Source organism: Kitasatospora sp. NPDC004799, from assembly GCF_040609095.1.
In the GTDB taxonomy this organism is placed as follows: Bacteria; Actinomycetota; Actinomycetes; order Streptomycetales; family Streptomycetaceae; genus Kitasatospora.
Window position 1 is genome coordinate 1 of record NZ_JBEXJK010000100.1, and the last position, 22,632, is coordinate 22,632.

Below are 22,632 nucleotides of genomic sequence, written 5' to 3' on the forward strand. Positions count from 1 at the left end.
TCGTCCGCCTCGATGCCCAGGTCGTCCAGGTCCAGCGACTGCACCGGCTTCTTCTTCGCCGCCATGATCCCCTTGAACGACGGGTACCGGGCCTCACCCGACTGGTCCGTCACCGAGACCACGGCCGGCAGCGCCGCCTCGACCAGCTCGGTCGCCGCGTCACCGTCCCGACGGCCCTTCACCACACCGCCCTCGACCGACACCTCCGACAGCAGCGTCACCTGCGGCACGCCCAGACGCTCCGCCAGCAGCGCCGGCAGCACACCCATCGTGCCGTCCGTCGACGCCATGCCGCCGATCACCAGGTCGAACCCGGTCTTCTCCAGCGCCTTCGCCAGCACCGCCGACGTCCCGATCACGTCCGAGCCGTGGATGTCGTCGTCGTTCACGTGCACGGCCTTGTCCGCACCCATCGACAGCGCCTTGCGCAGCGCGTCCTTCGCGTCGTCCGGCCCCACCGTCAGCACCGTGACCTCGGAACCCTCGTTCGCCTCGGCGATCCGCAGCGCCTGCTCCACGCCGTACTCGTCCAGCTCCGACAGGAGGCCGTCCACACCCTCCCGGTCGGTGGTGTGGTCGTCCGCGAAACGACGGTCACCCGTCGCGTCCGGCACGTACTTCACACAGACGACGATCCTCAAGCTCATGAGCGGTTCTCCTGTCACGGGTGCACGGATGCACTGGATCCATGGCCTCAGGCATGCCGAGGGTACTGAGTGCCAAGTCCGGCCCGGCGCGACCCGCGCACCGCAAGCGCCACCTGGACCGGCATACCGTGTCGGCTCTCTTCGACTGGCGTCAGAGGCTCCACGGAGAGAATACGGCACTCAGTACCCCTCGTAAAGGAACTCAGTACCCTTCCGGGCTCCCGGGGCCGGACGGCGGCGCGGGAAGCGGACACAAGGTTTCCGCAAGCACCGGCCAGGTCGCGTCATGGAATCCGCCAGACGGCCCGGGGACCATCGACCCCGGGGCCGGCCGACGGCTCCGACCTGGGATCAAGGAGGGGGAGAAGGATGACCTTGGTGCACGGGGAACAGGACATCACGACCACCCGCGGGACGCACAGCGGCCCCGGAACCGACGGAACGCCCGACGGCGCGGCCTGGCCGCTGGAGACGCTGCGGGACCGCAAGCGGGTCCTGGTCGTCGCCCAGACCATGGTGTACGCCCAGCGGCTGCACGACTTCTACTCGCTGCTCGCCCCGGACCTGCGGATCCACGTGCAGTTCACGGTGGCGCCGCACATGTTCAACCGGGGCGCGGCGGAGGGCCTGCTCGCCCTCGGCGCGACCGTACTGCCCTGGGAGCAGGCCGTCCGGCACACGTTCGACCTCGTCCTGGCGGCCGGCTCGCAGGGGATGGAGCAGTTGCACGGGCCGGTCGTCCGGCTCCCGCACGGGGCGGGCAACATCAAGCTGCCCCGGAGCGGCGGGCCGGACCGCGGCCGGCCGGCCCGCAAGTTCGGCCCGGACTACCTGTGCTGGGAGGGCAGACTCGTCCCGGTGTCGTTCGCGCTGGCCCACCAGGAGGAGCTGGGCGAACTCGGGCGCAACTGCCCGGAGGCCCTGCCGATCGCCGAGGTGGTCGGAGATCCCTGCTACGACCGGATCGCCGCCGCACTGCCGCACCGGGAACGGTACCGGGCGGCGCTGGGGCTGCGGCCGGAGGAGAAGCTCGTCCTGGTCTCCTCCACCTGGGGCGCCGGCTCGCTGTTCACCCGGCTCGACACCGTGCTGCCCCGGCTGGCCGCCGAACTGCCGCGGCCGGGCTACCGCACCGCGCTGCTGGCCCATCCGAACATCGCGGCGGCGCACAGCTCCTGGCAGGTGCGCTCCTGGGCGATGGCCACCGCGCGCGGGGCCCTCTCGGTCGTCCCGCCGGAGGCGGACTGGCGGCCGCTGCTGGTCGCCGCGGACTACATCATCGGCGACCACGGCTCGGTCACCCTGTACGGCGCGATGACCGGCGTCCCCGTGCTGCTCGCCGAGTACCCGCACCACGCCGTCAACCCGCGCTCGCCGTCCGCCCAGCTCGCCCGGACGGCGCCCGCGCTCGCGCCCGGACACCCGCTCACCGACCAACTCGCCTACGCCGCCGAGCAGTACCGCCCGGAGGACTACGCGGCCATCGCCGACCGGATCAGCTCCGAACCCGGCCGCTTCGACCGCAACGCCCGCCGACTGCTGTACCGGGTGCTCGGGCTCGGCCAGCCCGCGCACGGCCCGGAGCCGGCGCCGCTGCCGCTGCCCGCTCCGCTGGACGCCCCGCTCCTGCCGGACGCCCGGCGGGCGGGATGACCAGCGGGCCGCACACCGTGCGGCTCGCGCCGGTGGCCGGATCCCCGGCGGTGGTGTTCGAGGCGCTGGTGGTCTCCCCGGCCGGCGTGCGCCACGGGCTGCTGGTCGCGGACCGGCCGCGCCCGGCCCCGTCCGACCGGCCCGGGCCCGGTTTCGTGGACGAGCACCTGGCGGTCGACCTCACCGAGCCGGCGGGCTTCCGCAGCCGGCGGCACGCCGATGTGCTGCACCTCGGGCCCCTGCCCCCGGCGGACCTCCACGCCCGGCTCGCCGGGGTGCTGTCGGCACACCCCGGGTGTGCGCTGGCCACGGCCGAGGACCGGACGGGCGCGGTGCTGCTGCTCGACCGGACGGGGGCCCGGCTCGCCCTGCGGTTCCCCGCGTGGCCCGCAGAGCCGGTCCCGCCGTCGGCGCTCGGCTCGCTGGCGCACGCCTGGCTCGCCGCCGGGCGACGGCTGACCGAACTCACCCGGGTCCACCTCACCGGGTACCGCTCCCCCGGGCCGGGGCGGCCCCTGCTCAGGGAAGCGGCTCGCCGGGGCGGGGGGTGACGGCGGAATCCTCCGCGTACGCGGCGAGGCGGCCGGCCAGTCTGGCCGCCTCGGCCGCGGCACCGATCTGCCGGTACCGGGCCAGGGACCGCTCGAACCAGGCGCACGCCGCGTCCGGACGGCCGCGCACCTCCTCGACCTGGCCCGCGAACTCCAGCGTCCGCGCCTCCCAGTGCGCCGACCGCCGGGCCCGGAAACCCGCGAGGGCCCGTTCGAAGCAGCCGTCGGCCGCCTCGTCCCGGCCCAGCATGCCGTACGCCAGGCCCAGGAAGGCCGTCGCGCGGGCCTCTTCGTAGCCGTCCCCGACCGAGGACAGCTCGCGGCCGGCCCGCTCGATGGGCTCCACCGCCTCGGCCGGCCGGTCCGCCAGCAGCAGCACCTCGCCGTACGCCAGCCGGGCCAGCGCCGCACCACGGACGTAGTGCTCGGCCTCGCGGAGCCGGATCACCTCGTGCAGGCACTCGGCGGCGGCGTCCAGCCGACCGGCCAGCCGGTGGGCCTGGCCGAGCCCGTTCAGCGCTTGCGCCTGGCCCAGCCGGTGGTCCAGGTCCCGGGCGAGGTCGAGGGCCTCGGTGTACCACCGCGCCGACTCCTCCCCCTCTCCCGCGTTCCGCAGGCCGGCCCCGCCGGAGGTGAGCATCCGCAGTTCGCCGGACCGGTCCCCGGCCGCCCGGGCCGCCCGCAGGCCGATCCGGTGCGCCTCCACCCACAGCCGCGCCGGGCGCAGCCGGAGGAACAACGGCCACATGGCGTCGGCGAGTTGCCACGCGGCCGCGGGGCGGTCCAGGTCCCCGCACCAACGCAGGACGTCGGCGAGCCGGTCGCGTTCCGCGTCGAGCCACTCCACGGCCGGTACGTCGCCGTCGAACTCCCGGGCCGGGTGGACCGGTCGGGTGCGGTAGTCGCGGGCGAGGCTGCGGTGGCTCGGCGAGACGACCGCCTCGGCCGCGGTGGCCGAGGCGAGGTACCAGTCGACGACCCGGTCGAGCGCGGCCCCGGTGGACGGGGTGCCCCTGACCCGTGCGCCGTGCGCCCGGGCGTGCAGCCGCACCAGGTCGTGGAACCGGAAGCGCTCCGGGCCGGTCTCCTCCAGCAGGTGCACGTCGATCAGGCCGTCCAGCAGCCGGTCGGCCCCGGCCAGGTCCACGTCCGCCAGCACGGCGGCGTTCTCCAGGGTGAACTCGGCGAAGGGCAGCAGGCCCAGCAGCCCGTAGAGCCGGGCGGCCTCCGGGTCCAGCACGCCGTACGAGGCGTCCAGCAGGTCCTGCACCGTCTCGCCCTCCACACTCAGCGCCGCCAGCCGGTCGGCGCCGCGTCCGAGCACCTCGGCGGTCGCCGCGAGCGACTGGGCCGGGCGCGCCGCGATGCGGGCCGCCGCCAGGCAGATCGCCAGCGGCAGCCCGGCACAGGCGTCCACCACCTCGGCGGCGGCGGCGCCCTCGTCGACCACCCGGCTCCGGCCGACCCGCGCGGCGAGGATCTCGGTGGACGCCTCCCGGGCGAGCGGGGCCAGCGGCCGGAACACCGCGCCGTCGATGCCCAGCCCGGTGAGCCGGCGGCGGCTGGTCACCACGACCACCGTGTGGTCCGAGCCGGGCAGCAGCGGCCGCACCTGGGCGGCCGTCGAGGCGTTGTCCAGCAGCACCGCGATCCGCCGCTCCGCCGCCAGCGAGCGCCAGAGCGCGGCGCCCTCCGCCAGGCTCCCGGGCACCGGGGAGATCCCGAAGGCCCGTAGGAAGCCGCCGAGGGCCTCGGCCGGGTCGGCGGGGCCGCCGGGCGCGTAGCCGCGCAGGTCCGCGTACAGCTGCCCGTCCGGGAAGCGGTCGGCCTGGCCGCGCAGCCACTGGGCGGCCAGTGCCGTCTTGCCGACGCCGGCCGGGCCGGTCACCACGACGGTGACGTCCGCCGCCTCGGCATCGGGGGCGAGTGAGCCGTCCAGTGCCGCCAGGTCGGCCTCGCGGCCGATCAACCGCCGCGGGCAGGGCGGGAGTTGTCTCGGCGTGGGCAGTGCGGACGGCCCGTGCAGGTGCAGCCCGCCGTGGATCGCGCCGGCCTGCACCACCGGGCCGGAGACCGTCGCGGCGCCAGCCAGCGAGTTCCGCACCACTCCGTACGGCAGGTTGACGTCGTTCACCGGCGCCCGCCGACCACGGTCGATCCTGTCACTGGCTCCCCCGGCCTCGGACGAATTATCGCTGTGGCGCTAACACATGACACTCCATCATGTCGCGACAATTCCCAAAAGCACCGACACCGAACCCTGTGGCGCTATGGCCGATTACCTCCGTGCATGCGATGCTCACCCGCGACACGGCAAGCTGGTGGCCAACCGGCGGGGGGCGTCATCTTGAGGTTCCATCTCCTCGGCTCAGTTGAACTGTCGGTGAACGGAGAGCCGTTGGCGATTCCGTCCGACAAGCGGCGGCAGTTGCTGGCCGCCCTGGCCATGGACGCCGGAAGGCCGCTCTCCCATACCTCGCTCGCGTACCCACTGTGGGGCGAGGACCCTCCTCCCAGTGCGCTGACCAGCCTGTACAGCCACGTTTCCCACCTGCGCGCACTGCTGCGCCGGGCGGCCCTGGCCTCGGGGGCGGCCGATCTCCGGGACGCGCCCACGATCATCACCAAATCGCATACGTACACTCTGCGAACGGACCCTCTGCTGATTGACTGGTACCTGTATCTGGACCTCTCCGAACAAGCCGGACTACTCGCCGAGAACGGACAGGACCACCAGGCCAGAACCGTGCTCAGCCGCGCCGCGAGCCTGTGGCGCGGCGAACCCCTGGCCGGGCTGCCGGGCAGTTGGGCCCAGACCACCCGCACCACCATGGCCGACCGGCACTTCACCACCACGCTGCGCCGGATCGAGATCGACCTGCGCATCGGCCGCTTCGCCGAACTGATCCCCGAACTCACCGCCCTGCGCGACGAACGCCCCGGCGACGAGCGCCTCGCCGGCCACCTGATGACCGCGCTCTACGCCGTCGGCCGGCAGACCGACGCGCTGGCGGTCTACCCCGCCGTCGCCCGGCTGCTCCGCGCCCACTTCGCCACCGAACCCGGCGAACGGCTCACCCGCCTCCACCAGCTCATCCTGCACGGCGAACCGCTCCCCGGCGCGCCGGTACGGGCCACCGCCGCGCCGGCCTCCCGCCCCGCAGCCGCGCCGGCGGCGGACCTCCCCGTCCCCGGCCGGCACCGGCTGATCGGCCGGGAGGAGGACCTGCGCCGCGTCCTGCCCGGCCCCGGCGCCCTGCCCGCCCGGGGCGGGGTGGTCACCGTCTCGGCGATCCTCGGCATGCCCGGGGTCGGTAAGACCACCCTCGCCCTGCACGCCGCCGACCTGATGCGCGAGCACTTCCCGGACGGCTACGCCTACCTCAACCTGCGCGCCCACGTCGGCAACCAGCCGCCGCTGACCCCGGAGGCCGCGGGCGCCCTGCTGCTCAGACGCCTCGGCGTGCCCGCCAGCACCATCCCGCTGGACGCCGACGAGGTGTTCGTCCTGTGCGCCGAGGCGCTGTCCACCCGCCGGGCCGTCGTCGTGCTCGACGACGCCTCGAACGCCGCCCAGGTCCGACCGCTGCTGCCGCCCGCCCCGGCCGCCCTGATCCTCGTGACGAGCCGCCAGCGGCTCACCGATCTCCCGGACGCCCGGCCGGTCTTCCTGGACGTGCTGACGGTGGACGACGCCGTGGCGCTGTTCACCACCGTGGTCGGCCCCGAGCGCTCCACGGACACCGAGAGCGTCATCGAGATCGTCGAGCGCTGCGGCCACCTGCCGCTCGCGATCGAGATCGCCGCCAGCCGCTTCAAGGGCCGACCGTCCTGGACCCCCGGCCACTTCGCCCGGCGCCTCTCCCGGAAGAACGGCCGGCTGGCGGAGATCCGCAGCGGAAGCTCCAGCATCGCCCGGGTCTTCGAGGTCTCCTACCAGTACCTCACGGCGAGCCAGCGATCGGCGTTCCGACTGCTCGGACTGCATCCCGGACCCGATTTCGGCGTGCACGCAGCGGCGGCCCTGCTCGGGCGGAGCATCGACGAGACGGATGAGGTTCTGGAGGCTTTGTTGAACTGCCACCTGATCATCGAGATATCGCCGGAGCGGTACCAACTGCATGATCTGCTCCGGGAGTTCGCGGTGGCATTGGGAGTCGAACCGGACCAGCGGAAAGCCGCGTTCCGGCGGCTGCTCAACTTCTCCCTGCACGCCGCCGACCGCGCGGACCACCTGCTCTATCCGCACAGATCGAGAACCCGGCTCCCGAACGATCACCAACTCGACGACACGTTCGAGTTGTTGGCCGATATAGACATGAACTCACCGGAAACGGCACGGATTTGGCTGGAGGCAGAACACGCCGGACTGATCGCCCTGACCGCCCACGCACACCGCACCGGACTGGCGGAACACGGCGCCTGGCTCGCCCACGTCCTGGCCGGCCACCTGGACGCCGAGGCCTACTGGAGCGAGGCCCAGGACATGCACCGCGAGGCGGTGGCCCACTGGCGGTCGCAGGCGAACGACCGGCAGGAGGCGCGGGCCCTGATCGACCTGGGTGCGACGCTCGCCAACGCCTCCCACTACGAACCCGCGGCCGAGTCCCTCGAACGCGGCCTGACCCTCAGCCGAGCCCAGGCCGACCCGGACGCGGCGGCGAACGCCCTCAACCTGCTCGGGCGGGTGCGGTGGGAGCAGACCCGGCTGCACAACGCCCTGGCGATCCAGCAACAGGTGCTGGCCATTCGGGAGGAGCAGGGAGACCAACGAAACGTCGCCCGCTGCCTGGTCAACATCGGCATTCTGCACCGGTCACTAGGGGACGAAGAATCGGCGCTCACCGTCTATGACGAAGCATTGTCGATTGCCCGAAAGTTCAACGACCGGATTCTCGAATTCAGAATATTGAACAATATTGGAGAGCTCCACATCAGCGCCGGACGAAATTCGACGGCTCGGAGAGTGTTCGAAAGGATTTTGGGCGCCACCGACGATGCGATTCCCGCGCTGGATCTATCTGTGGCCCGCGCCAACCTCGCGGAAACGATGGAAATCCCGGAAGAGCTGGAAACCGCCCTCACGCTCTACCGTTCAGCCCTGACGACCTTCCGCGAGTTCGGCACCGGCCGCCATGAAGCCGACGGCCGCAACGGGCTCGGTCAGACCCTGCTCGCAGCCGGTCGGCACGAGGAAGCTCGGGAGCAGCACACGCTCGCCTTGGAGCTCGCGCGCTCCATCGGCACCGGCCGCGAGCAGGCGGCCGCCCTGCGCGGGCTAGGCCGCTGCGAGGTGGCAGCCGGCAACCCGACCGCCGCTCTTGCCCACTTGACGGCGGCGGTCACGCTGGCCGAGCAGGTCGACATCGCGGACGAGGCTGCGCGCGTACGATCGGCGCTCGCCGAACTTGAGTCACATTTTTCATATGATCACCATTCATCGAAATGACGTTCGGCTTTCGGGCATGGATTTGGATCTTGCGGTCTCGCTATGCAAAGCTCTGCGCATCAAGCGGCCCCCGCCGACCAGACCGGATCAGAAAGCACGAGCGCCATGAGCATGTTGATCGACATAGCCCAGCAGATCCAGATCTTCGCTTCGAGTCCGATCTGGTGCTTCGGCTAGCCGCGTAGGACGACGGCGGCCTCTCCCGTGTACACCCGGAAAGTCAGCGTCTCCTGGAGATAGAGCTGAATCGTTTCGGCATCGTGGGAGAGGTAGCCCACCGAGGCGTCTTGGCCGAGGAAGAGTTCGAAGTCCCCGCCGCGGGCGGAGAGCAGGTAGGCGCCCTCGATGGCGGGGGCCCAGATGATCTCGCCGTCGAGGAGGCGGGCGAGGTGGTTGTGGACGGGGTAGCCGTGGTCGCTGGTCTCGTTGACGGCGGTGAAGGCGGCGGCGCCGAGCAGGAGTGAGTATGGGCCGCCGACGCCGGCGAGGCGGAGGGCGGTGAGGGCGCGGCTGACGGCCTCCGGGTATTCGCGGACGTCGCCGGGGAGTTGGACCGGCGGGTTGGTGGAGGCGGCGCGGATGCCGTCGATGGCGGCGGCGCGGTAGCCCTCGAAGACGGCGCGGTCCTCGGCCAGGGCGAGGGTGCGGGCGGCGTCCTTGACGGGCTGCCAGTCGGAGTCCCGGGAGCCGCGTTCGACGTCGTCCACGGCGTCGCGGCGGACGGTGAAGGGCACGCGCAGCTCGACCACCGGCTGGGCGGCGCGGGCGCGGGCCTGGACGCCGTCCGCCGGGGGGTCGACGGCGGTCAGGTGGCCGGTGCCCACGGCGGCGAGGGTGGCGCCCTCGGGGCCGGTGAGGTCGACCACCCGGCGGCCGGCGATGTGCAGCTTGAAGGTCTGGCGGGCCTCCTCCTCGATCTCCTCCCACGCGGCGGCGGAGATCGGGGCGAGGTCCCGGTGGAGGTTGTTCATGTGCGGGGTCCTGTTCAGGGGGTCCGTCAGGAGGTCGGCCGGAGGCTGCCGATGCCGAGCGAGCCGTCCCCGGAGGGGGCGACGGGGGCGGATTCGGAAACCTCGGAAGCGGGGGCGGAGTCGGGCGCCGGCGGCGGGGAGTCGAGGAAGTCGGCGGTCGGGACGAAGAACAGCCCGCCGGTGACGGCGGTGGAGAAGTCGAGCAGCCGGTCCGTGGTGCCGGGCGGGTTGCCGACGAACATGTTGCGCAGCATCTCCTCGGTCACCCCGGGGTCGGCCGCGTAGCCGATGAAGTAGGTGCCGGCCTCGCCGCCGCGGCCGGCGGAGCCGAACGTGCCGTACGGCATGTTGAAGCGGACGATCTTGCGCTCCTCGCCGTCCGGGCCGGTGATCACGGTGAGCGCCACGTGCGAGTCGGCGGGCTTGACGTCGTCGGCCAGCTCGATGTCGGTGAGCTTGGTGCGGCCGACCGCCCCCTCCTGCTGCTCGACGCTCAGCGCGTTCCACTTGTCCAGGTCGTGCACGTACCGCTGCACCATGACGTAGCTGCCGCCGGTGAACGCCGGGTCCTCGGCGCCGACCAGGGCGGCGGTCTCGGCGGCCCGCCCCTCCGGGTTCTCGGTGCCGTCGACGAAGCCGAGCAGGTCCCGGTCCTCGAAGTACTTGAAGCCCTGGACGGAGTCGACGACGGCGGCCGCCCCGGCGAGCCGCTCGGTGAGCTGCGCGGCCAGCTCGAAGCAGAGGTCCATCCGCTCCGCCCGCAGGTGCAGCAGCAGGTCGCCGGGGGTGGCCGGGGCCCGGTGGCGGGGGCCGGCCACCTCCTGGAAGGGGTGCAGGGAGGCCGGGCGGGGGCCGGTGAAGAGGCGGTCCCAGAGCTCGGAGCCGATGCCGGTGACGCAGGTGAGGCCGCCGTCGGGGGCCCGGAAGCCGACCGCGCGGCGCAGGGCGGCGAGCTCGGGCAGCAGCTCGCGAACGGCCGCCTCCCGGCCGGGTTCGACGGTGAGGACGAGGAAGACGGCCGCACTGGTCAGCGGGGAGAGCACGGCTTGCGGTTCGGTCGGCATGGTCGAGACCTTCCTCAGGACGCCCGGGAGGCGTCCCACTCGGCGCGGTGGAGCGATCCGGGGGCGCCGAACGGGGGATGGACCGGCACCAATCTGATCATGGGAATGATTACATCGCAAAGCGGACAATCCGGCACGGCCGACACACACCCGAACGGCCCCGTCGGCATGTGACCCGACGGGGCCGTTCGGCTGAGGCGGCCGACCCTTCCGAGCGGGCGTCAGGCGCGCCGCCGCCCGGCGCCGGTGGCGGCCACCGCGGCACCCAGCACCGCCGAGACGACCGGCACCACCAGGGCCGCCCGGAAGCCCTCCAGCGCGGTGGCCCCCGAGCCCAGCGCGGCCAGGTTCACCGTGGTCACCACCGAGAGGCCGAGCGCCGCCCCGAACTGGAACGAGGTGTTGAGCAGCCCGCCGGCCAGCCCCTGCTCCTCCTCCGCGATCCCCTCGGTGGCCGCGATGGTCAGCGGCCCGTACGCGAGGGCGAAAGCGAGCCCGGTCAGCAGCATGGTCGGGAACATCATCGGGTACGTCCAGTCGGCGCCCACCGGCAGGAACAGCCCGTACGAGAGCGCGGCCAGCAGGAAGCCGCCGAGGATCACCCGGGCGTTGCCGAAGCGCTCCACCAGCTTCGGGGTGAGGGTCGGCGCCAGCACCGAGTCCACGCCGATCGCGAGCAGCGCGAGGCCGGTCTGCAGCGGGGACCAGCCGCGCAGGTCCTGGAGGTACAGGGTGGCGGTGAACTGGAAGCCGAAGAACGAGCCGGCGAACAGCAGCGCGCCGAGGTTGGCCCGCAGCAGCGGCCCGGAGCGGAGGACGCCCAGCCGCACCAGCGGCGCGGGCGAGCGCCGCTCGACCACCGTGAACACCGCCAGCAGGACGAGTCCGCCGGCCAGCACGGCCGCGGTGGTGCCGGCCCGGGCGCCCGGCTCGCCGATCCGGACCACGCCGTACACCAGCAGCAGCATCGCCCCGGTCGCGGCGGCCGCCCCGGCCAGGTCGAAGCGCCCGCCGGCCCGCCGGGGCGCGGCCTCGCGCGGGATCAGCGGCACGGCGGCCACCAGCAGCGCCCCGGCCAGCAGCACCGGGGCGAAGAACACCCAGCGCCAGCTGACCGCCGTCAGCAGGCCGCCGACCACCAGGCCGAGCGAGAAGCCCGCCGCGGCCGTCCCCGCGTACACCAGCAGCGCCCGGTTGCGCCGCGGGCCCTCGGGGAAGGCGGTGGTGATGATCGACAGTCCGGCCGGGGTCATGAAGGCCGCCGACAGGCCGGTGACGAACCGGGCCAGGATCAGCACCCAGCCCTCGGTGGCCAGCCCGCCGAGGCCGGAGAAGAGCACGAAGACGGTCAGCCAGCACAGGAACATCCGGCGCCGGCCCAGCAGGTCGGCCGTCCGGCCGCCGAGCAGCATGAAGCCGCCGTAGCCCAGCACGTACGCGCTCAGCACCCAGGACAGCGCGCCGGTGGACATGCCCAGGTCGGCGCGGATCGAGGGCAGCGCGACGTTCAGCATCGCGACGTCGATGCCCTCCAGGAAGATCGCGCCGCAGAGCACGGCCAGCACGGCGGCGGACCGGCCGCCGAACCGGACCGGAGGCTCCTGCGACGGCGGCGGCACCGGCGGCGACGGCTGCGACGGCTGCGACGGCTGCGCGTCCGGCGCGGGCCGCGCCGGGGGTTCGCCGGGCCCGGGGAGGGCCTCCCGGCCGTTTTCGGGCAGGGCGGATGACACGGACACCTGGGGCTCCTCGGGGAAAGGGGGGTGGCGAGGGCCCCGGACGGTTCTCCCCCGTCCGGTCGGTTCCCTCTTGTAACCACCCGTCATCCTCCGGCAGCATCGGGAGGCATGGAAGAAGGCACTTCAAAGGAACCGACGCACTGCGCGGATACCGGGGACGGCTACGACGTCCTCCAGTGGGACGTCCGGGAGGACTGCGAGGTGCGGCAGATCCTGGACCGGATCGCCGACAAGTGGTCGCTGCTGGTGATCGCCCTGCTGGACCGGCAGTCGCTGCGCTTCACCGAGCTGCGCCGGGCGATCGACGGGGTCAGCCAGCGGATGCTCACCGTCACGCTGCGCCAGCTGGAGCGGGACGGCCTGGTCGAGCGGACGGTGCACCCGGTGGTGCCGCCCCGGGTCGACTACGCGCTGACCCCGCTCGGGCGGACGCTGCACGCCACCATCCAGTCGCTGGTCACCTGGACCGAGGCGCACCAGCGCGAGATCGCGGCGGCGCGGGCGGCGTACGACACCCGGGAGAACGCGTCCTGAGACGCGACATGGGGCGGGTGCGCCTCCTCGCGCACCCGCCCCACGTCCTTCCGCACCCGTCCCGGGCCGGCTCAGACCCGCAGCGCCGCCAGCTGCTCGGCGAACGGCACCACCTGCTGCTCCGGCAGCACCGGCGCCGCCGGGCCGCGCCCGGCCAGCAGGGCCGCCAGCTCGCCGGCCGCCCGGTCGATCCGGCGCGGCAGGCCGTCGGTGAGCCCGTCCCCCGCCGTGCCCCAGTCGTCGGTGGCCGCGTAGACGGCGGTCGGCAGCACCACCGCGCGCAGGTAGCTGAACAGCGGCCGGACGGCGTGCTCCAGGGCGAGCGAGTGCCGGGCCGTGCCGCCGGTGGCGGCGATCAGCACCGGCTTGCCGGTGAGCGCGTCGTTGTCGATCACGTCGAAGAAGGACTTGAACAGGCCGCTGTACGAGGCCGTGAAGATCGGCGTCACCGCGATCAGGGCGTCCGCCTCCGTCACCGCCTCGATCGCCGCGCGCAGCCCGGCGCCGGGGAAGCCGGTGACGAAGTTGTTGGCGATCTCCACCGCCAGGTCCCGCAGTTCGACCACGGTGACGTCCACCTCCCGCCCCTCCAGGGCCAGTTGGCGCACGGTCGAGTCGGTGAGCCGGTCCGCCAGCAGCCGCGTCGAGGACGGCTTGCTCAGTCCGGCACTCACCACCACCAGCTTGAACGCGGTCACTTGGCCACCTCCACGGTCTTCTCGTCCTCGGTCTTCTCGGCCTGCTCGGCCCGCTCGCCCTTGGCCGCGACCAGCGCGGCGTGGGTCGGCCCGTCCGGCACCCCGGCCGGGCGGCCCTTGGCGAACTCCGCGCGCAGCACCGGCACGACCTCCTCGCCGAGCAGGTCCAGCTGCTCCAGCACGGTCTTCAGCGGCAGGCCGGCGTGGTCCATCAGGAACAGCTGGCGCTGGTAGTCGCCGAAGGTCTCGCGGAAGGTCAGGGTCTTCTCGATGACCTCCTGCGGGCTGCCCACGGTCAGCGGGGTCTGCTCGGTGAACTCCTCCAGCGAGGGCCCGTGGCCGTACACCGGCGCGTTGTCGAAGTACGGACGGAACTCGCGCACCGCGTCCTGGGAGTTCTTGCGCATGAACACCTGCCCGCCCAGGCCGACGATCGCCTGCTCGGGCGTGCCGTGACCGTAGTGGGCGAAGCGCTCGCGGTAGAGGTTGATCAGCTTCCGGAAGTGCTCCTTGGGCCAGAAGATGTTGTTCGCGAAGAAGCCGTCCCCGTAGTAGGCGGCCTGCTCGGCGATCTCCGGGCTGCGGATCGAGCCGTGCCAGACGAACGGCGGGACGTCGTCCAGCGGGCGCGGGGTGGCGGTGAAGCCCTGGAGCGGGGTGCGGAAGCGGCCCTGCCAGTCCACGACCTCCTCGCGCCACAGCTGGTGCAGCAGCGCGTAGTTCTCGATCGCGAGCGGGATGCCCTGGCGGATGTCCTGGCCGAACCACGGGTAGACCGGGCCGGTGTTGCCGCGGCCCATCATGACGTCCACCCGGCCCTCGGCCAGGTGCTGGAGCATCGCGAAGTCCTCGGCGATCTTCACCGGGTCGTTGGTGGTGATCAGCGTGGTCGAGGTGGAGAGGATGATGCGGTCGGTCTGCGCGGCGATGTAGCCGAGCATGGTCGTCGGCGAGGACGGGACGAACGGCGGGTTGTGGTGCTCGCCGGTCGCGAAGACGTCCAGGCCGACCTCCTCGGCCTTGCGGGCGATGGCCACCATCGCCTTGATCCGCTCGTGCTCGGTCGGGGTGCGGCCGGTGGTGGGGTCGGTCGTCACGTCGCCGACGGAGAAGATTCCGAACTGCATGCTGATCACCACATCCCAGGTAGTCCAACTTTCAACCACCTTAGCATCCGGGTGCGGGTCGTTATTCCCCCGCCCCCGAAGGGCTGCTCCCGCCGGCCGCTCCCCTGACCGCTCCCGCCGGTCGGCGCCGACAATGGAAGGCGGGGGCCGACAACGGGAGGGGCTCCGGAAGGGCGGCGGACGATGGGTCCGTACATCGCGGTGAGCGCGCTGAGCCACGAGGGCCTGGTGCGGGAGCACAACGAGGACAGCCTCACGGTGGGGCCGTGGACGCTCTGCGCCACCGTGACCACCAACCCGCAGACCCTGCTCTTCCCGCTCGGCCCGCCCTGCGTCGTCGCGGTCGCCGACGGCCTCGGCGGTCACCCCGGCGGCGAGGTGGCCAGCGCCCTGGTCGCCCGCCGGCTCGCCGCCGACGGGGGCGCGCTGGACGACGAGGAGGCCGTCCGCGAGGAGCTCCAGGCCTGCAACCGGGCCGTCTACGCGGCCGCCGCCGAGGAGCCGGAGCTCGCCGCGATGGGCACCACCGTGGCCGGGCTGGTGCTGCTGCCCGAGCGGGCCCTGGCCTTCAACGTCGGCGACAGCCGGGTCTACCGGATCACCGGGGACGGGCTGCGCCGGGTCAGCGTGGACGACAGCCCGCCGCTGCCGCCCGGACGGCGCACCACCTCGGTGGTCACCCAGACCCTGGGCGGCTCGCTCGGGCTCACCTTCGTCGAGCCGCACGTCCGGACCGCGCCGCTGGCCGCCGGGGACCGGTACCTGGTGTGCAGCGACGGCCTCACCGACCCGGTGCCCGAGGAGGAGCTGGCCGAACTGCTGGAGCGGTCCTCCGAGGGGACGGACCGGTCGGACGGCAAGGCGGCGTTCGAGCTGTGGAAGGCGGCGATCGAGGCCGGCGGGCCGGACAACATCACCCTGGCGCTGGTCCGGGTCGGCGCGTAGCGGCACCCCGCGGCGAAGAGCACGGACCCGCCCCGGGCGGGGCGCCGCAGCGCTCCGCCCGGGGCGGTCACCTGTCCGTCAGCCGTGCTCGGCTCAGATCTCGCTCGTGACGGTCACCCCGCTGAAGCCCTGCTGGGCGTAGAGGCTGAAGAAGACGTAGCCGGCCGGCGGGTCGGTGACGGTCAGCGTCTCCGAGTTGTCCGGGTTGGTGGAGCGCGCGGTGTTCGCGTCCGTGTAGGCCCAGCCCGCCTGGTTGTAGTAGAGGTCGCCGTTGCCGGTGCCGCCCTTGGCGGTGACCTTCACCTGCTTGGTGCCGGCCGGCACCAGGAGGTAGAAGTGCGCGTAGTTGCCCGTGGTGGCCGCGACGTTGCTGCGGGCGCAGTTGGCCGCCAGCTGCCGGGTGTCGGTGCCGGTGCACTCCGGCAGCTGCGGCGTGGTGGGCGTGCCGCCCCCGTCGGTGGCGCAGGCGCCGGCGGCGCACCTGGTCAGCCAGCCGTCGAAGTCCGCGTCGTAGCGGGTGCCGATGGTGGTCTTCAGGAGCGTGCGGGCGCCGTCCCAGTCACCGGCGCGGTACTTGGCGAGCACCGCGTCCAGGTCGGAGCGGTGCTGCTCCAGCATGTAGCGCACGGCCAGGTAGCCCCAGCGGTAGACCCGCTCCTGGTCGCCGTAGGCGGTGTCGAAGAGGTCGCTCAGCTTGTAGGTGTGGCGGCCGGCCGCCGCGATGGCGCCGTCGTTGGTCACCTTGCGGTACGAGTAGGAGACGTACTCGGCGAAGCCCTCCACCCACCAGACGGTCGGGGTCTTCATGCCGGCCTCGAAGTCGCCGTACATGTCGAACCGGCCGTCGAGGTAGTGGGTGTACTCGTGGTTGAGGTTCCAGATCTCGAAGGACGGGCGGGACCACTCGGCCTCGTAGCAGAGGAAGCGCGGCTGGTTGCCGGCCTTGTCCGGCTCGCCCTCCAGGTACATGCCGCCGTTGTTGGTGTCGATGCTGTAGATCGCGGCGGCCAGCACCTGGTAGTCGAGCGAGGAGTGGAAGACCACGACCTCGATCGTGGTGTTCAGGTCGTCCTTGACCGGGCCGCTGTCCTTGGCCACGGTGTGGAAGAACGCGTCCTGGCCGTTCAGGCTGGTGCAGGCGGTGCCCAGCTGGGTGCTGTCCAGCGCCTGGGCGAGCAGCGTGATGCTCGGGCTGCAGGTGTGCTTCACGGTCAGCACGCCGGCCTTGAGCTGGTCGGCGCTGTTGCAGGTGCCGTAGTACGAGCAGTTGCCCGCGTCGTAGTACTCGACGGCCTCGGCGACCGCGGCCCACTGGTAGACGGTGCGGCCCTTCGGCTCCGAGGTGTCGACCAGCGCCTTGGCGAGCGGACGGACCTTGGCCTGCAGGGCCGTGTCCTTCAGGAAGCGGGTCAGCTCCTTGGTCGCGTTGTAGACCAGCACGCCGTAGGTGTCGCCGAGCAGGGCGTTGTTGCGGGTCGCGAAGCCGGACAGCGCGTCCAGCACGCTCGGGTCGGCCTCGACGGCCGCGTCGAAGCCGGGCACCTGGTGGCCGCGGAACAGCACGGTGAACACCGGGTTGACCGCCCAGGCCATGCCGGCCGGGTTCCAGGTGTCGGCCTTGTAGTCGCCCAGCAGGCGCTTGACCACCGGCAGGTAGCGGACGTTCTCCTGCGCGCTGTCGATCAGGGTGACGGCCTCGCCCAGGATGGGCGCGTTGCCCGCGACGACGTCGCGCGAGTGCGCGCTGTTGAAGAAGGCGTCCAGCCCGGACTGGATCGCGGTCTTCAGACCGGCGCCGTACTCGCCGACGTCCTCCTTGTGGTACCACTGCACGAAGTAGCCGGCGCGCAGGTAGAGCACCAGCTGCTCGACCGAAGTCGAGTTGTCGCCGGGGTAGTTGGCCGCCGCGTCGCGCAGCGCGTAGGCCACCGTGCTCATCTGCTCCTCGCGGAACGCGCCGCGCGCGTCGCCGCCGGTGAGCTGGAACAGGCTGTTGACGCACTGGATCTCGGCGTCCTTGATGTGCTGGACCAGGTCGCTGCCGGTCCGGCCGCTGAAGTCACCGACGTTGCACGGCTTTTCGGCCGCCGCGCCGAGGCCGAAGGCCTTCGCGGCCTCCCGGACCTCGGCCGGCCGGGTGTCGACCGGGAGCGGGGCGCGCTGGTCGACCGAGGCCAACTGCTGCCCGCTGTCGGCTCGTTCGGGCGCGCCGAGGGCGGGCTGCGGAGCCGGCCCGGCGGGGGTGGGGGCACCGCCGGGGGCGGCGGGGACGGGGGCGGCCTGCGACTGGGGGGCGAACAGGCCGACCGCCAGGAACAGGGACAGGACGAACGTCAGCAATCGTGCCAGCTGCGGGATGCGCAGCGGCCGTGAGGGACTCACGTGGGGGCCTCCGGGCCGTCGTCGGCCGCGACTCGGGGGCGCGGCCGGTGGGGGGTGTCGAGGACCGTTGGCGACGGCGCCGCGTGGGGGCGGCTCCGCCGGGGACGGTGGGGGATGTGACATGTACCATGGCACATCTCACATGGCCTTGGGAACCCGGGGCGTCGTGCGTGGTTTGCGCGGAATTCAGGCAGGATCCGTGATGACGGGCCGTCAGAACACCGACCCCGGGCGGGGCGCCGCAGCGCTCCGCCCGGGGCGGTCACCTGTCTGAGTTCGCCGGTTCCGGCTCAGAATTCGCTCGTGACGCTCACCCCGCTGAAGCCCTGCTGGGCGTAGAGGCTGAAGAAGACGTAGCCGGCCGGCGGGTTGCCGACGGTCAGCGTCTCCGCGTTGTCCGGGCCGGCCGAGCGCGTGACGTAGGAGTCGGTGTACGCCCAGCCGCCCGGGTTGTAGTAGAGATCGCCGTTGCCGGTGCCGCCCTTGGTGGTGACCTTGATCTGCTTGGTGCCGGCCGGCACCAGGAGGTAGAAGTGCGCGTAGTTGCCGGTGGTCGCGGCGACGTTGCCGCGCACGCAGCCGGCGTCCAGCTTCCGGAGGTCGGAGCCCGCGCACTCCGGCAGCTGCGGCTCACCCGGCGTCCCGGTGGCACAGGCGCCGGCGGCGCACCTGGTCAGCCAGCCGTCGAAGTCGGCGTCGTAACGGGTGCCGATGGTGGTCTTCAGGAGGGCGCGGGCGCCGTCCCAGTCACCGGCACGGTACTTCGCGAGCACCGCGTCCACGTCGGAGCGGTGCCGCTCCAGCATGTAGCGCACGGCCAGGTAGCCCCCCTGGTAGACGCGCTCCTGACTGCTCTTGGCGTAGACGGTGTCGAACAGCTCGCTCAGCCGGTAGGCGTGCCGGCCGGCCACCGCGATGGCGCCGTCGTTGACGACCTTGCGGTAGGAGTGGGAGACGAACTCCGCGAAGCCCTCGACCCACCAGTCGATCGGCTGGACCTGCCCGGCCTCGTAGTCGCCGTACACGTCGAACCGGCCGTCGAGGTAGTGGGTGTACTCGTGGTTGAGGTTCCAGATCTCGAAGGACGGGCGGGCCCACTCGGCCTCGTAGCAGAGGAAGCGCGGCTGGTTGCCGGCCTTGTCCGGCTCACCCTCCAGGTACATGCCGCCGTTGTTGGTGTTGATGTCGTAGATGACCGCGGCGAGCACCTGGTAGTCGAGCGAGGAGTGGAAGACCACGACCTCGATCGTGCCGTTGTTGTCGTCCTTGACCGGGCCGCTGTCCCTGGCCACGGCGTGGAAGAACGCGTCCTGGCCGTTCAGGCTGGTGCAGGCGGTCCCCAGCTGGGTGCCGTCCAGGGCTTGGGCGAGCAGCGTGATGCTCGGGCTGCAGGTGTGCTTCACCGTCAGGTTGGCGGCCTTGAACCGCGCCGGGTCGTCACAGGTGCCGTAGTACGAGCAGTTGGCCGTGTCCCACCAGTTCACCGCGAGCGCCACGGAGCCGCGCTGGTACATGGTGGGGCCGCTCGGGGTGGACTGCTGGGCCAGCGTCCGCGCGTAGGGGCGCAGCCCGGGCAGCAGCTCCGGGTACTTCATGAAGCGGGTCAGCTCGTTGACCGACTCGTAGACCATCCGCCCGTACGTGCCGCCGTGCAGGCCCTGGTTGCGGGAGATGAAGGTGAACAGGGTGTCCAGCACGGTCGGGTCGGCCTTCACGGCCGGGAGGAAGTCGGCCTGCCAGTGACCGGCGTACAGCACGGTGAGCGCCGGGGTCAGCGCGTACACCATGCCGTTCGGGTTCCAGGTGGCGCTGTCGTAGTCGGCCAGCAGGCGCTTGACCACCGGCAGGTAGCGGGCGCTGTCCTTGATGCTGTCGATCAGCGTGGCCGCCCGGGTCAGCGGGCTCGCGTTGTCCGCGGTGACGTCCCGCGAGCGGGGGTTGGCGAAGAACGCGTCCAGCGCGGAGCGGCCGGCGGCCTTCAGGCCGTCGCCGTAGGGCCCCACCGCGTCGGGGTTGTAGAACTGCACGAAGTAGCCGGCCTGCAGGTACAGCATCAGCTGCGCGATCGACGCGCTGTTGTCGCCCTGGTAGGTGTACGCGGCGTCGCGCACCGCGTTCGCCACCGTGGTCATCTGCGACTCGCGGAACGCGCCGGCGGCGTCGCCGCGGCCGATCCGGAACAGCGAGTTGACGCACTGGAGGTCGACGGACCTGATCTGCCGGACCAGGTCGCCGCCGGTCCGACCGGTGAAGTCGGCGATGTTGCAGGGCTGTTCGGCGGCTGCCGCGCCCAGGCCGAAGGCCTTGGCGTTCGGCTCCCCGGTGAGCGGGGCCACCGGCGACCGGGGGACCAGGTCCTCCGGGCTGAGCCGCTTCCGGCCGTCCGGCCTCGCCGGAGCGGTGTCGGCGCGGTCCGCGCCGATCGCCGGCGGCGGCGCCAGGTGGGCGGGCGCCGTACCGACGGGCGCGTCGGCGGGGGTCGTGGGGGTCGCGGGGGTCGCCGCGGCGGGGGCGGCCTGGCTCTGCGGGGAGAACAGGCCGACCGCCAGGAACAGGGACAGGACGAGCGTCAACAGTCGTGCCAACCGCGGGAGCCGCAGTAAGCGCTGGCCATTCACGTGGGGGCCTCCGGGCCGTCATCGGCCGCGATGTGGGGCGCGGCCTGCGGGGGAGCGAGGACCGTCCGCGACGGCGCCGCGTGGGGCGGCTCCGCCGTGAAAGCGGTGGGGGTGTGCCATGTACCATTGCACACATCACACACTATTGTGAAGGTCCCTACGTGAGGTCCACTCATCCGTGAACGCCGGCCCGTGAACGCCGGCCTGTGAACGCCGGTCCGGGAACGCTGGCCCGTGAACGCCGGGAGGGCGCGGCGACGAGTCGTCACCACGCCCTCCCGGCCCACGGGCCAGTCGGCTCCCGCTACTTGCGCAGCAGCAGGATCACGCCGGCCGTCACCAGGCCGACCACGACGGCGGCCGCGCCGTACGCCAGGCGGTGCGCCCGCAGCACCGGCAGGAAGCGGTCCACGGCGTAGCGGCCGGGGCCGGTCAGGGCGAGCGCGGCGGCACCGGCGGTCAGCAGCAGCTCGTACTCGCTGCCCTTCGGCGCGAAGAAGCCGCCGCCCCAGGTGACGGCGATCGCGTTGACCATCGTGCCGACGATCGCGGCGCCCGCCAGCGGGGTCAGCAGGCCGACGGCGAGGGCGAGTCCGCCCAGGGTCTCGGTGAGGCCGGCCACCACGGCCATGGCGTTGCCGGCCGGGTAGCCGCTCATGGTGAAGAACTGACCGGTGCCGTCGATCCCGCCGCCGCCGAACCAGCCGAACAGCTTCTGGCTGCCGTGCGCGGCCATGGTCAGGCCGAGGACGAGGCGCAGGAGCAGGAGTCCGGCGTCGTAGGCGTGCGGGGAGGTCGTCGCGGACCCGGCGGTGTCCCGGGCCGGGCTGACGGTGGTGGTGGCGGCGGTCGTGCTCGGGCTGCTGCTCGGCATGCGCGTCTCCATCGATCGGGGTTCGGTCGTCGTCCGGCACGGCCGGACGTGGTCACGGGTTCGTGATCACGGGTTGGTGGTTGCGCGACGGCGGGCAGGGTCGTCACCCGGCACCATTGTTCAAATTTGAACCGCCGCTCTCCCGACCGTACCCCGAAGTTCGAATTTGAACAACTGACGGGCCGTCGACAACTCGCGGGGCCCGTCCGGGCCGGGGAGGGTGGAGGCATGGCCCACCACAGGCAACACCGACGGGAGGCGCGGACCGGCACCCCGTACACCGAGGCGCTGGACGCCTTCGGCGAGCGCGTCCGGCTGATCACGCCCGGCCAGTGGGACTCCCCCACCCCGTGCAGCGACTGGTCCGTCCGCGACCTGGTCAACCACCTCACCGGCGAGCAGCTCTGGGTGCCCGAACTGCTGATGGGCGCCACCATCGGCGAGGTCGGCGGGCGCTTCGACGGCGACGTGCTCGGCGACGACCCGGTCGGCGCCTGGACCGGCGCCGCCGAGGCCGCCCGGGAGGCCTGGGCCGTCCCGGGCGCCACCGAGCTGACCGTCCACCTCTCCTACGGGGACGTCTCCGGCCAGTACTACCTGGACCAGCTGACCACCGACCTGGTGATCCACGCCTGGGACCTCGCCGAGGGCATCGGCCGGCTCACCCGGCTCCCGGCCGGGCTCGTCGAGTTCGCGCTCGGCGAGATCTCCGGGTACGGGGACCTCTCCGGCAGCGGGCTCTTCGACCCGCCGCTGCCGGTGCCCGAGGACGCCGGGCCGCAGACCCGGCTGCTCGCCCTCACCGGGCGGCGGGACGGCGGGTGAGCGGGGGCTTCCCCGAGGTCCTCGGCAACTCCGGGTGAGCGGCCCGGCGCCGGATACTGGAAGGCAGCGGGGGAAGTCTTCCGTGCGAGAGGCGGGCGGGCCATGAGCCGCAGGCCTGACATCCTCGGCGAGTTCACCGCCGACCACCGGGCGGCCACCGAGCTGCTCGACCGGATCGAGGCCGCACCGGCCGACGACCCCGGGCGCGGCGAGCTGCTCTCCCGGCTGACCGACCTGCTGTTCACCCACTGCGCCGCCGAGGAGGAGCACCTCTTCCCGGTGGTGCAGCACGACGTGCCGGACGGCGGGGCGCTGGTCTTCCGCAGCATCCACGACCACCTGGCGATCGGGCAGTACCTGGCCGACCTCCAGGGGCTCGAACCGGCCGACCCGGCGTTCGACACCCTGCTGCGCGGCCTCGCCGACACCCTGCGCCGGCACCTGCGCGGCGAGGAGGAGCAGCTCTTCCCGGCCGCCCGCAAGGCCCTGCCCGCGGCCGCCCGCACCGCGCTGGGCGACCGGCTGCAGGCGGAGCGGGCGGAGCCGGAGGCGTCC

17 protein-coding genes are annotated in these 22,632 nt (G+C 72.7%); 7 read left to right on the forward strand and 10 right to left on the reverse strand.

Translation table 11 applies throughout. The features are described from left to right. Positions 1–647: electron transfer flavoprotein subunit beta/FixA family protein (locus tag ABZW03_RS15490; protein ID WP_355257280.1), on the reverse strand; the 647-nt coding region annotated here is incomplete at its 3' end. 369 nt (positions 648–1,016) lie between these two features. On the opposite strand from ABZW03_RS15490, the gene ABZW03_RS15495 reads away from it, so the two are divergent. Then, positions 1,017–2,300, forward strand: coding sequence for a hypothetical protein (locus ABZW03_RS15495; RefSeq protein ID WP_355257283.1), 1,284 nt, complete (start codon positions 1,017–1,019; stop codon positions 2,298–2,300). Then, the gene (locus ABZW03_RS15500) at positions 2,297–2,851 is read left to right on the forward strand and encodes a hypothetical protein (protein WP_355257285.1); all 555 of its coding nucleotides are present in this window, start codon (positions 2,297–2,299) and stop codon (positions 2,849–2,851) included. Before ABZW03_RS15495 ends, ABZW03_RS15500 begins: the two co-directional genes overlap by 4 nt. Here the strand turns inward: ABZW03_RS15500 and ABZW03_RS15505 are convergent. After that, the gene (locus tag ABZW03_RS15505) at positions 2,820–4,985 is read right to left on the reverse strand and encodes a tetratricopeptide repeat protein (RefSeq protein ID WP_355257287.1); all 2,166 of its coding nucleotides are present in this window, start codon (positions 4,983–4,985) and stop codon (positions 2,820–2,822) included. The genes ABZW03_RS15500 and ABZW03_RS15505 overlap by 32 nt on opposite strands. A gap of 63 nt (positions 4,986–5,048) precedes the next feature. On the opposite strand from ABZW03_RS15505, the gene ABZW03_RS15510 reads away from it, so the two are divergent. After that, a complete protein-coding gene (locus tag ABZW03_RS15510; RefSeq protein WP_355257290.1) occupies positions 5,049–8,300 on the forward strand; it encodes a tetratricopeptide repeat protein in 3,252 nt (1,083 codons plus the stop codon). 173 nt (positions 8,301–8,473) lie between these two features. On the opposite strand, the gene ABZW03_RS15515 is transcribed toward ABZW03_RS15510, so the two are convergent. The 3 genes from ABZW03_RS15515 to ABZW03_RS15525 all read right to left on the reverse strand — a co-directional run bounded on the left by ABZW03_RS15515 (position 8,474) and on the right by ABZW03_RS15525 (position 11,954). Then, complete coding sequence (locus tag ABZW03_RS15515) at positions 8,474–9,271, reverse strand: family 1 encapsulin nanocompartment shell protein (protein WP_355257293.1); 798 nt, start codon at positions 9,269–9,271, stop codon at positions 8,474–8,476. Between the two features lie 26 nt (positions 9,272–9,297). Continuing rightward, positions 9,298–10,335, reverse strand: coding sequence for a Dyp-type peroxidase (locus ABZW03_RS15520; protein ID WP_355257296.1), 1,038 nt, complete (start codon positions 10,333–10,335; stop codon positions 9,298–9,300). A 221-nt stretch (positions 10,336–10,556) separates the two neighbouring features. Further along, positions 10,557–11,954 (reverse strand): MFS transporter, encoded by a 1,398-nt coding sequence (locus ABZW03_RS15525; protein ID WP_355257324.1) that lies wholly within the window; start codon positions 11,952–11,954, stop codon positions 10,557–10,559. Positions 11,955–12,182: 228 nt separating this feature from the next. Between ABZW03_RS15525 and ABZW03_RS15530 the strand changes: the two genes are divergently transcribed. Then, positions 12,183–12,608: a helix-turn-helix domain-containing protein gene (locus ABZW03_RS15530; protein ID WP_355257299.1), complete on the forward strand. Its 426-nt coding sequence runs from the start codon at positions 12,183–12,185 to the stop codon at positions 12,606–12,608. Between the two features lie 71 nt (positions 12,609–12,679). On the opposite strand, the gene ABZW03_RS15535 is transcribed toward ABZW03_RS15530, so the two are convergent. Together ABZW03_RS15535 and ABZW03_RS15540 are read right to left on the reverse strand one after the other, a co-directional pair. After that, the gene (locus ABZW03_RS15535; RefSeq protein WP_355257301.1) at positions 12,680–13,306 is read right to left on the reverse strand and encodes an FMN reductase; all 627 of its coding nucleotides are present in this window, start codon (positions 13,304–13,306) and stop codon (positions 12,680–12,682) included. After that, entirely contained in the window at positions 13,303–14,433 is a 1,131-nt protein-coding gene (locus ABZW03_RS15540; RefSeq protein ID WP_355257304.1) for an LLM class flavin-dependent oxidoreductase, read from the reverse strand. Before ABZW03_RS15540 ends, ABZW03_RS15535 begins: the two co-directional genes overlap by 4 nt. Before the next feature lie 183 nt (positions 14,434–14,616). On the opposite strand from ABZW03_RS15540, the gene ABZW03_RS15545 reads away from it, so the two are divergent. Continuing rightward, complete coding sequence (locus ABZW03_RS15545) at positions 14,617–15,378, forward strand: PP2C family serine/threonine-protein phosphatase (RefSeq protein ID WP_355257307.1); 762 nt, start codon at positions 14,617–14,619, stop codon at positions 15,376–15,378. A gap of 93 nt (positions 15,379–15,471) precedes the next feature. Here ABZW03_RS15545 and ABZW03_RS15550 read toward each other — a convergent pair whose 3' ends face one another. The 3 genes from ABZW03_RS15550 to ABZW03_RS15560 form a co-directional block, all read right to left on the reverse strand. Beyond that, complete coding sequence (locus ABZW03_RS15550; protein WP_355257310.1) at positions 15,472–17,760, reverse strand: collagenase; 2,289 nt, start codon at positions 17,758–17,760, stop codon at positions 15,472–15,474. 290 nt (positions 17,761–18,050) lie between these two features. Continuing rightward, a complete protein-coding gene (locus ABZW03_RS15555; RefSeq protein WP_355257313.1) occupies positions 18,051–20,345 on the reverse strand; it encodes a M9 family metallopeptidase in 2,295 nt (764 codons plus the stop codon). Between the two features lie 337 nt (positions 20,346–20,682). Then, positions 20,683–21,252 (reverse strand): DoxX family protein, encoded by a 570-nt coding sequence (locus ABZW03_RS15560; protein ID WP_355257315.1) that lies wholly within the window; start codon positions 21,250–21,252, stop codon positions 20,683–20,685. Positions 21,253–21,480: 228 nt separating this feature from the next. Between ABZW03_RS15560 and ABZW03_RS15565 the strand changes: the two genes are divergently transcribed. Together ABZW03_RS15565 and ABZW03_RS15570 are read left to right on the forward strand one after the other, a co-directional pair. Next, a complete protein-coding gene (locus ABZW03_RS15565) occupies positions 21,481–22,077 on the forward strand; it encodes a TIGR03086 family metal-binding protein (protein WP_355257318.1) in 597 nt (198 codons plus the stop codon). 102 nt (positions 22,078–22,179) lie between these two features. Continuing rightward, on the forward strand, positions 22,180–22,632 hold a 453-nt coding region (locus tag ABZW03_RS15570; RefSeq protein WP_355257321.1), incomplete at its 3' end, for a hemerythrin domain-containing protein.